This is a genomic window from Gordonia sp. UBA7860 (assembly GCF_002500165.1).
GTDB lineage: Bacteria > Actinomycetota > Actinomycetes > Mycobacteriales > Mycobacteriaceae > Gordonia > Gordonia sputi.
Genome location: NZ_DLSO01000093.1, coordinates 1,272 through 4,179, shown reverse-complemented (window position 1 = coordinate 4,179; position 2,908 = coordinate 1,272). Strand labels below are relative to the sequence as shown.

Here is a 2,908-nt window from a genome sequence, read left to right as displayed (position 1 = left end):
ATGTGCGCGACCTGCCACGTCTATGTCGACCCCGACTGCGGCGCGGCAGCGGCGCTACCGTCGCTTTCGACGAGGAGGACGACATGCTCGACTACGCGGGGAGTGAACGGCGACCCGAAAGCCGGCTCTCGTGTCAGATCTCCGTTACCGCAGAGCTCGACGGTCTTATGGTGGAGGTTGCGGGCGACTGACTCCGTCCGCCTGGCGCGGCAACGATCGGCACCCTCGAAACCCGAGACCGCTGGACCCAACACCGGGACTCTAGTGCGCGGCGTCACAGAGGTCGTGTACCGTCTGGATGGTCTGCGATGCTTAATCTTCGTGCAAGACGCGAGCGCGTGACTTGGGGTGAAATCTCACACAGTAGTCGGGCTACAATGCGCGTCGGGCTGTCCTTCGCATCACTGGGAGACCCGGCTCTAGTGCAAGATTGTCACATCGTGAGGCCGTCATCGTGGACTTGGCAGCGAGGAATGAGGTCTTGCCGCCGACGCTATTTGGGCTGCGTGGTGGCTTGCGGGCGCTGTACTCGCTCGCACCGCGTCCCTACGCTGCCGTGCTGGACGTGGTAGAGGATGGAGACCAATGGATGCGAACGCATTGCAAGTAGAACCCGCGTCCCTGTACGACGTAGGGCGGACGCTTTCTGTCGCTGCGGAAGACGGTAACGATTCATTCGATACCGAGTATCGCGATCTGAGTGTAGCGACCGACAGTCTTTTCGAAAGATCGCGTTCAGCGATGAACTCCAAGGCGCAGTCGTGGCGTAGCAGAACGAATGGACTTGTGGCGCGCATCGATGAACATGCAACGGGTGTGCACCATACGGCTGCCGGGTTCGAGTTCGCCGAGAATCAGAACGTTGACGCTATGTATCGCAGCAGCAAGGGTGATGAATCGACGCTGAATCTTGAGGTGTGATGGTCGCCTTCGGAGAGATTCTGAAGTTCGACCCCGAACAGATAGGCGCAATTTTTGGCTCTTGCTCACGGCAGCACCAAGTTTGTTCCGGTCTTCATGGTCACGTCGGAAAGCTTTCAGATCTGCATTCATGGTCGGGTGCAGCTGCGGAGGCAGCCAAAGAAGCGGCCCACAGAACGCGAGTCGATCTCGACGCTCACGGGAATGAAGTGTGGCAAGTCGCCGCTGCTGCGCGTGACTGATACGACGAGGCTGTGACGCTCTCGACGTCTGCAAAAAATATTCAAGCCGATGCCGACCATGAAGGATTCGACATTGACCCACTGAGCGGCACAGTGTCCGATCCGCATCCACCGGACATGCGTGGCTGGGAGGAAGAGGACCGGTCGGCGTACTACAAGGAACTAAAAGACTTGCAGAGGCGCGTGAACGATGTCGTCGCCTCCGCAGATCGTTTCGATGAAGACCTTGCTGCAGCGATCAACGCCGCAGACGGGTCAATTCCGCTTACGCCGCAAGGCGAAAGGGCGAACGTCAACCTGGCAGACCGTCGAGCCAATGAGGTTGCGGCGTTCCAGCAGACGTATCACCGTAACCCGACTTCTCCAAATGATTGGCGAATGGCGGAGCTACTCGATCCTCATTCTTACTCAGCGAAAAACAAAGGACTCAACAGCGAGATCAAAGTCGCTAGATTCACGCCACAGCCGGGGCGTGGCCTAGTGGCGATGAACGCCTTTATCCCTCGGAGTGAGGTGTTAAATGTCCCTCACTATGACTTGGGGGATAATCGCGGATTCGATCCGCGTGCAACGCCAGAATCCAGTCGTGCGAATATATGGATTGATTACGACCACGGGCTCATCGTGGCGCGACAGAACCCGTCCGTGTCGACCAAAGGCGAGGTTAAAGTCGGGAAGCCTGATGTGAGTGCATCAGAAGGGGCAGATGGGCAAGTTAATATCAAGTACAAGTTCGCGAACCCATTTGCGCCCGGGGGAGATGTCGGTGCCAGTCTGGTGCGTGAAACAGTGCACGGCGCCGTCGCGATACCCGGGGAAGGGGCTCCACCGTCGGTGAACGGCACGATGTCCGGTTATCCTGCTGTCGAGGTGTATGGCTACCCGTCCAACGGTGAGGCCCCGCAAACGATATATCAGTACATGCCTGGCGGGAAGGCAACGATAGGTGCGGACTCGACGGCTGGGCCTTTGCTCAACCTTCCGCTTGATCGGGCCGTCGGTGATGGCACTCTCTATCCGCAATCTACGAGCCCGCCGTACATGGTCAATGATCCTTATTCCAGGCCGCAGTCCCCGGTCGAGCACGACGGCACTACACTCGGTTCTCGGGCTGATCCGCCGCGAATTGAACGGGGTGACAGGTGAGTCGGGGGCTGCGGGCGGAGACGTCGAATTCGCTTCGCGCACTGGTCGCAGGGGCGTCAGCGAGTGTCACGGGCGGCCTCGCTGTCGGGATCGCGACAATTATCGTGTCGCACAACAGATCGTCGGTGGCGCCGCTCCTGATCGCGTTTATCGGCGTCGGAGTCGTCGTTCTGGCAGTTCGGCTCCTACCGTTACGTCGATCCCGGGAGTTCGGGTTGCTTCGACCACTGACTGCAGGGATAGCTGCTGGTTTGATCGGTTCGGCCCTCGCGCTGACCCTCCTGTTGCTGGCCGACTTATGAGAGCCGAGGTGTGGTCGATCCTTGGTGCAGCCGTGGGATCGCTACTGTTGGCTTGCGGCCTGGCCAGCCCGCTGTCATGGGCCCTGTACCTGCTGGCAACGCTCGGACTGGTGCAACCATCCCGCACGAGGTCATTCGGCATCGGGATGGCGACTGCGCTGCTCGCAGTCGGCGCGTTCGCGGTCGTACGACTCTTGCTGAACTCCTGAAGGTCACCTCTCGACGCTTCGATTGGTGCGTCTGTGCCGATCGGTGCGGTAAATGTGTGTCTTGCGTAAGGATGTGGGTGCTGCAGCA

At 59.5% G+C, this 2,908-nt stretch carries 3 protein-coding genes and 1 pseudogene; all 4 read left to right on the top strand.

The window, feature by feature from the left end; translation table 11 throughout:
• A pseudogene (locus B3T59_RS12300) lies at positions 1-191 on the top strand (hypothetical protein); the annotation flags it as partial.
• Positions 192-585: 394 nt separating this feature from the next.
• Positions 586-921 (top strand): hypothetical protein, encoded by a 336-nt coding sequence (locus B3T59_RS12295; protein ID WP_251722788.1) that lies wholly within the window; start codon positions 586-588, stop codon positions 919-921.
• Between the two features lie 254 nt (positions 922-1,175).
• Complete coding sequence (locus B3T59_RS12290) at positions 1,176-2,309, top strand: hypothetical protein (RefSeq protein ID WP_287003595.1); 1,134 nt, start codon at positions 1,176-1,178, stop codon at positions 2,307-2,309.
• 334 nt (positions 2,310-2,643) lie between these two features.
• Entirely contained in the window at positions 2,644-2,820 is a 177-nt protein-coding gene (locus B3T59_RS12285; protein ID WP_287003593.1) for a hypothetical protein, read from the top strand.
• The last annotated feature ends 88 nt before the right edge of the window (positions 2,821-2,908 follow it).